This window comes from Hydrogenivirga sp. 128-5-R1-1, from assembly GCF_000171895.1.
On sequence record NZ_ABHJ01000536.1, the window covers coordinates 1 to 1,027 of the forward strand.

Consider the following 1,027-nt stretch of genomic DNA (forward strand, 5'->3'; position numbering starts at 1 on the left):
TCTTCTTCAAGGTCTACTTTATCAACTATTTCATTAAGGAGGAATCTGGAGTCTCCTGGGTCAACAATCTTAACTTTTCTGAGTATCTGTCTAATTATTACCTCAAAGTGTTTATCACTGATTTCAACTCCCTGCATTCTGTAAACCATTTGGACTTCTTTAACAAGGAATTTAGCCAGTTCTTCAGGTCCCATAATTCTCAGAATATCATGTGGGTTAGGTGTTCCGTCTGTAAGTGGATCACCTGCTTTAACGACTTCACCATCCTTAACAATCATATATTTACCTTTTGCAATTGAGTATTCTTTCTGGAGACCTGTTTCTTTGTTAAATACGATAACCTTGTATCCTTTAGATTTAAGTCTTACTACACCTTCAAACTCAGCTTTTATGGAGCCATCATCTGTAAGCATCTGCCCTTCCTGAACATGTTGACCGTTTTTAACCAGAACAAGTGCATCCTTTGGAACATCATATTTCTGAGATTGACCTGTGATTGGGTTGTAAATGATTATATCGTCTGCATCTTCATATATTCTAACTATTCCGTCTATCTCTGAAACTATAGCTTTATTTTTAGGTTCTCTTGCTTCAAGAAGTTCTTCAACTCTTGGAAGACCACCAACGATATCTCTAACTTTTGCTGTTTCCCTTGGGATTTTAGCTATGATATCACCTGCCTGAACTTTAAATCCTGGTTTTACCTGCAGGTAGTTGTGGTAAACGTCTGCATCTTCAGCTTCAGAACATGCAAGACATTTGTCCCATTGTGTTTCAAGGTCATTTCTTGAAAGCATTATTATTGTATTAACAGGCAGGTCATAAGTATATTCTTTACCATCATCTCCTTTAATAACTGCCCTTGGGGTATGGAGAACAGCATCTTTTGGTCTCATAAAGGAGATATCTATAATCGTTTTTCCTGTTATGTTGTCTCTTTCTTCCCTTACTGTTACATCAAGTATAACGTCTCTAAGTTCCAGTGTTCCTGATTTTTCTGCAATTATTGGTATAGCAAATGGATCCC

Annotated in this window: 1 pseudogene; it reads right to left on the reverse strand. The window is 37.0% G+C overall.

Annotated elements, in window-relative coordinates:
* Nucleotides 1-1,027 (reverse strand): annotated as a pseudogene (locus HG1285_RS00115) (DNA-directed RNA polymerase subunit beta'); the annotation flags it as partial.